5 protein-coding genes are annotated in these 5838 nt (G+C 47.1%); 3 read left to right on the top strand and 2 right to left on the bottom strand.

Annotated elements, in window-relative coordinates; translation table 11 throughout:
* Nucleotides 1–103 precede the first annotated feature (103 nt).
* The 3 genes from RIC07_RS00025 (at nucleotide 104) to RIC07_RS00015 (ending at nucleotide 2852) form a co-directional block, all read left to right on the top strand.
* The gene (locus RIC07_RS00025) at nucleotides 104–1276 is read left to right on the top strand and encodes an RRXRR domain-containing protein (protein WP_446392719.1); all 1173 of its coding nucleotides are present in this window, start codon (nucleotides 104–106) and stop codon (nucleotides 1274–1276) included.
* Nucleotides 1257–1493: a hypothetical protein gene (locus RIC07_RS00020; RefSeq protein ID WP_446392718.1), complete on the top strand. Its 237-nt coding sequence runs from the start codon at nucleotides 1257–1259 to the stop codon at nucleotides 1491–1493. The genes RIC07_RS00025 and RIC07_RS00020 overlap by 20 nt, the downstream gene beginning before the upstream one ends.
* 114 nt (nucleotides 1494–1607) lie before the next feature.
* Nucleotides 1608–2852, top strand: a complete 1245-nt coding sequence (locus RIC07_RS00015; protein WP_446392717.1) for an ATP-binding protein — start codon at nucleotides 1608–1610, stop codon at nucleotides 2850–2852.
* Between the two features lie 182 nt (nucleotides 2853–3034).
* Here the strand turns inward: RIC07_RS00015 and RIC07_RS00010 are convergent, their stop codons facing one another.
* The gene (locus RIC07_RS00010; protein WP_446392720.1) at nucleotides 3035–4312 is read right to left on the bottom strand and encodes a S41 family peptidase; all 1278 of its coding nucleotides are present in this window, start codon (nucleotides 4310–4312) and stop codon (nucleotides 3035–3037) included.
* A 205-nt stretch (nucleotides 4313–4517) separates the two neighbouring features.
* Nucleotides 4518–5549 carry an aromatic ring-hydroxylating dioxygenase subunit alpha gene (locus tag RIC07_RS00005; RefSeq protein WP_446392716.1) on the bottom strand — a complete coding sequence of 344 codons (1032 nt, stop codon included), beginning with the start codon at nucleotides 5547–5549 and terminating at the stop codon, nucleotides 4518–4520.
* Between the last annotated feature and the right edge of the window lie 289 nt (nucleotides 5550–5838).

Genomic DNA, 5838 nt, shown 5'->3' with positions numbered 1-5838 from the left:
GGTTTAAATGTAGGTTCAGGAATCTCTGAACACCCTCTAATTCCAGGACACACCCTTACCAATGCCTTAAGAGACGTAAACATTACACGAGTGGATTATATCTATGAATCGTGTTCCAGTAATCAGCAAAGAAGGAAAACCGCTGATGCCCACCAAGCCCTCCAGGGCTAGACGGTGGGTCAAGGAAGGGAAAGCAGTGGGGAGGTGGTCAGACCTGGGCGTCTACTATGTCCAGCTAACCACACAACCATCGGCTGAGGAAGTGCAACCAATCGCTGTTGGAGTCGATCCGGGTAAGTCTTATTCCGGTGTCGGTGTCCAGTCGGCTAAATGTACCCTGCTACAACTACACCTTATTCTCCCGTTTGGGCGGGTCAAAAAACGAATGGAAACCCGCGCCATGTTACGACGGGGGCGACGGGGTAGAAGAATCAACCGAGACGTTCCATTCAAGCAACGTAACCATCGGCAATGCAGGTTCGACAATCGCAAACAAGTAGAGACGCGCCATGGCGCGTCTCTACCCCCATCCATTAAAGCCTCACGGCAACTGGAGTTAAGGGTAGTCAAAGAGCTAGCGAAAATTTTCCCGGTGACGGCAATTGGTTATGAGCTCCTTAAAGCCGACATAGACCAAACCAAACGAAAACGCGCTAAGTCTGGGAAAGGGTTCTCCCCGGTGATGACGGGTCAAAATTGGGCAATATCCCAAATGGAAAAAATCGCCTCCGTCTACGTCCGGCACGGTTGGCAAAAGGACGGAAATGGTACATCTCAACTCCGAACCCAATTTGGGTTAGAGAAGGATAAGACCAATAAATCCATAGCCAAGCCGGAAACCCATGCGGTTGACGGAGTGGCGTTAGCTTGTGGGTATTTCATTAAATATGTTCCGTTTACTGGCTCTAACTCCCACGGTTATACCCACAAGGGCAGTGTCAACGTAACCCCCTCCCCTTTCAAAATCATTACTCGCCCTGGTGCGGTGAAGCGGGGGAAAGAGTATGGCTTTTTCCGTCGCCAACTGCACTTTGAAGTGCCGGACAAGTCGGGGGTTAGAAAACCAAAAGGTATCCACGGAACAGTTGAGGGTTTTCGTGCTGCCGATTTGGTTAAAGCTACAAAATCAGGGGTTAGTTACGTTGGCTATGTTGGGGGATACTCTCCCAAGGCGAAAGTGTTTGCCGTCTACGATTGGCAATGGAAGCGGATTGGTTTATTTTCACCCAAGAAAATGGAATTAATTCGCAGATCTAATGGCTTATGCGTGGCTTGATGAGATGATTGGTAGTATTCGGGGTATTGAACCCCTCGCACTACCCGCTATCCCTCCCCGTCCTACTTCGTGGAGGACGGGGATACCCGCGAATTTGTTGTTTAACCAAATCATCAACCTGTCGCCCCCAAAATTCCCTGTTCCCTGTTCCCTATTCCCTATTCCCTGTTCCCTGTTCCCTGTTCCCTGTTCCCTCTACCTAGATAACCATGAATAATAACCAATCCGCAAAAAAAAACTAAATATATCCTCCGACACCTTAACCGAAGCGATTAACGATCATATTCAAAACGCCAAAGAACGCCTAGCCCAGACAGAAACTGAGGCTAGTATGTCAGCCGATGAATGCTCAATTAAGCTAGCCGAAACCGTTACCGAACTATCCACCACCCTCGAAGAACTACAAGTCGCTGTCGAAGAAATCCACGAACGGAATGAGGAACTCGCAGCAGCGCATCAAGCCACAGAAGACGAACGCCGAAAGTATCAAGAACTCTTTGAATTCGCCCCCGACGGCTATTTCATCACCGACGCATCCGGTATAATCCAAGACGCCAACCAAGCCGCCGCCACCCTACTGAATATAGAACAACGGCGTCTAATCGGCAAACCACTAGCTGTGTTTATTGCCGATACAAGCAAACGCACCTTTCTCAGTCAACTCAACCAACTCACCCACCTCTCCTCCCCCGACTTTCCCACCACCCTACTGTACCGAGACTGGGAAATATCCATGAAACCGCGCCAGAGTGAACCATTCCCGGTGGAGATTTCCATCTCAGCCATCCTCAACCCCCAATCAGAAATCGTGGGATTGCGCTGGTTAATTCGGGACATGACCTATCGCCATCAAGTCGAAAGCCTACGCCAACAACTAGAAGCCGAAAAAGAATTCAGCGAACTCAAATCCCGCTTCATCCAAACCGTCTCCCACGAATTCCGCACCCCCCTAAACATGATTTACGTCTCCGCCCAACTCCTCGCCCGTTCTCACGACGGCTTAAGCGAAGACAAATGCAATCAATTACTCCAACGAACCGATAAAGCCGTGCGGCGGATTACCAAAATACTCGATGACGTTCTCGTCTTCAGCAAAGCCAGCGCCGACAAACTCGAACTCAACCCCACATTACTGGACTTAGAACAATTCTGCGAAGCCATCATCGAAGACTATCAAATCATCGCCGGTAGCAGCAAAACCCTACAACTCAACGCCCCCGGAACCAACCACAGCGTTTGTCTCGACGAAAAACTCCTCTATCAAATACTCGGCAATCTCTTATCCAACGCCATCAACTATTCCCAACCAAACAGCACCATAACCCTAACCCTAACCCATCCAGACCATACAGTATGCTTTCAGATCCAAGATCAAGGAATCGGCATACCAAGAGAAGACATCCCCCGACTCTTTGACCCCTTCCACCGGGCAAAAAACGTCAGCAACCTACCCGGAACCGGACTCGGCTTATCCATCGTCCAAAAAGCAATCGAACTCCACGGCGGAACCATCAACGTCCACAGTGAAGTCGGCATCGGCACCACCTTCACCGTCACCCTACCCTTAGATTTGTAGTTCGTCGTTCGTAGTTTGGGCTTTAGCCTATCAACGCAACGCTGAGCAGATTAACTTGTAAAATAATCAAACCTCCCCACAGAAAACAGTGGAAAAGGCGGGCTTCGTCACATTCAGGTGAAAAAAGAAACGATAACAGTCAAACCCGCCCATATTCATATCAAACAAAATATAAATCAACGCTAATTCTGTATCAACTGCGTCAACATTTCCACCGCTTGAACATACTGCGGATCACTCATTGTCGCAGCCGAACCTTCTCGAATCATCACTGTCTGTTGCGCTGTCGTAAGACTAACCACCTGATCCGGCGTAACTCCTACCTGAGAAATATCTCGCCCATTCGGAGTAAGGTACTTCGCCAAAGTTACCGCTAAACCTGAACCATCTGAAAGTACTCGCACTGACTGAACCGAATTGTAACCCGCTGTTGAAGTTCCCACCAAAACCCCTCGCTGGTTATCTTGCAAGGCGGCGGCTAAGATTTCGCTGGCGGCGGCTGATCCTTCATTGACAAGAACAACTAACGGTTTATCGGTCAAAGCTTGATTCTTTGCCATGTTTTCATTTGAATTACCCCGACGACTCACGGTAGAAACAATCTTGCCTTTATCTAACCACATACGGGCAATTTCAATACAGGAGTTGATTAATCCGCCCGGGTTAGAGCGCAAATCTAAGATATAGCCATTAACCTGCTGTGTTTCTAAATCATTAATAGCCTCTCGCATTTCCTGGGCTGCGATCCTGCTAAACTGATTTAGGCGAATATAACCAATCCCACCAGTTGGCGTATTCCGATAAGTGTAGCGTACTGGATGAATTTCAATTGGTTCCCGAGTAACTTCAAACTCCAGTTCCCTTTGATCCCGCCGTACTGTGAGGATAACACTTGTGCCAACTCGACCCTGAAGAAGGTGATTAACCTCTCTCAGACTCATTCCTTGAGTGTTCTCACGATCAATTTTTACCAATACATCTCCTGGCAAAATTCCAGCGTCGTATGCTGGAGTCGCTTCAATAGGATGAACAAGAATAAATTCTTGGGTCGTGTGATCTTGTTTCAACAGAAGTCCGACTCCAACCGAGTCACCATTGGAGTCAATCTGCATTGATTTAAATTCTTCGGGAGACATAAACCAAGTAAAAGGATCATCCAACAGTTCCAACATCTCCCGAATCGCATTATACGCTTCTGCCTGAGACTCATAGGAACGATTCAGATAGTCCTGACGTACAGCCTGCCAGTCCTGACCATTAAATGTACCATCAACATACTGTCTATCAAGAATTTGCCAAACTTCATCAACGAGTTCTTTGGGACTTTCTTCAAAAAAACTCTGATAATCCTGAGCCACAGCAGGCTCGTCCTGATCATTGAATGTACCCTCAATGACAGATCTGGTAACAGTTTGTCCAACCTCATCAATAAGTTCAGCTCTAGAGGGTGTAATGACCATCAAAGCCGTCGCGATCGCGCTTATTCCTAAAATACTCCATTGTTGGATCATTTTTTTACTCCTTCAGGTTATCTATTGGCTATTTCCTGATCAGTATTTCTCAACGGATCGAACATATGCAGTTCATTGTTCGTTCGTAGTTCGTAGTTTGGGCTTTAGCCCATCATCGTAACAGCGAGCAGATTAACTTGTAATATAATCAAACCTACAAATCACCCTGCTTATCCATCAACCGTTGCACACTCACCAACGCCCGATTCAACTCATACCCCCTCCCTTGCGGATGCGCCAAATACGCCAACTGTTCCTCCTCAATCATCTGCACATCCTGACGCACCAACCCATCCAACAACCCCTGCGCCGAACAAAATAAACTATCCTTAATCCACCGCCGAAACCAAACGGGTAACTTATGCAACCGCCAAAACGCATTCAGCGACGTAAAATGAACCAAATAGGCGCGAGTCTGCCGTAAATTTATCGGACACAATAAACAATAAATCCTAAAATCCTCCCCCAAACTCGACACCCAATGGGGATAAACATAACTCACATCCAACGGTTCCGGATGCAAACGCCGCAGCGCCGGAAAAAACAACTGAGAAATCGACCAAATCTTGTCAATCTTATAATAACTCTTCGCCTGATAATGAGCATCTACCCGATACTCATCCTCATCAATATCCACCAAAACCGGATCAGCCCACGCTTGCAAATCCTGATGCAAATGCCCATGATACATATCCATCAAATTCTCAATTAAGAACGAAAAATGGGCATTACAGTCAATCCGAGAAACCGTAGCAATATAATTCAGATGATCCCACTCCGGGAGTCCCATCGGTTGTCGAATGTTCCTATCCCCCTCCCCTGGAAACAGCCAAATAAACCCATCCTTTTCCCGCACCGGATAAGCCCGAATTGTACAATTCGGCAATTTTTGATTTTCGGCTAAATAGGGAACAAAAACACAATTTCCCGTTGTCTTAAACTGCCATCCGTGATAAGCGCACTCCAACAAATCCCCCTTAACTTGACCATGACTCAATTGCACCTGGCGATGAGGACAACGGTTTTCTAAAGCCTGAATTTCACCCGTACTATCGCGAAAAAGAACAATATTTCGATGCCAAAGGGTTACGCCGAGAGGTTGCAATTTCACCTCATTGCTACGGGCGACAACATACCAATGATTGAGGTTAATTCCAAGTTGGCGAACGTCTAAATTGGTCATCATAAATCATAATTAAATTGTAGTTATAATTTAATTGTAGGGGCAGGTTTAGGAATTGTAGGGGCGGGTTTAGGAATTGTAGGGGCGGGTTTATCCATTGTAGGGGCGGATTTAGGAATTGTAGGGGCGGGTTTATCCATTGTAGGGGCAGGTTTATCCATTGTAGGGGCAGGTTTATCCATTGTAGGGGCGGGTTTAGGAATTAAACTCAGCTATCTCACCAATAACGGAACAGCAAAACCCGCCCTATCTCACCAATAACCGAACAGCAAAACCCGCCCTATCTCACCAA

Source organism: Coleofasciculus sp. E1-EBD-02 (genome assembly GCF_040218245.1).
Taxonomy (GTDB): Bacteria; Cyanobacteriota; Cyanobacteriia; order Cyanobacteriales; family Coleofasciculaceae; genus Coleofasciculus.
This window is presented reverse-complemented; position numbering and strand designations above follow the sequence as displayed.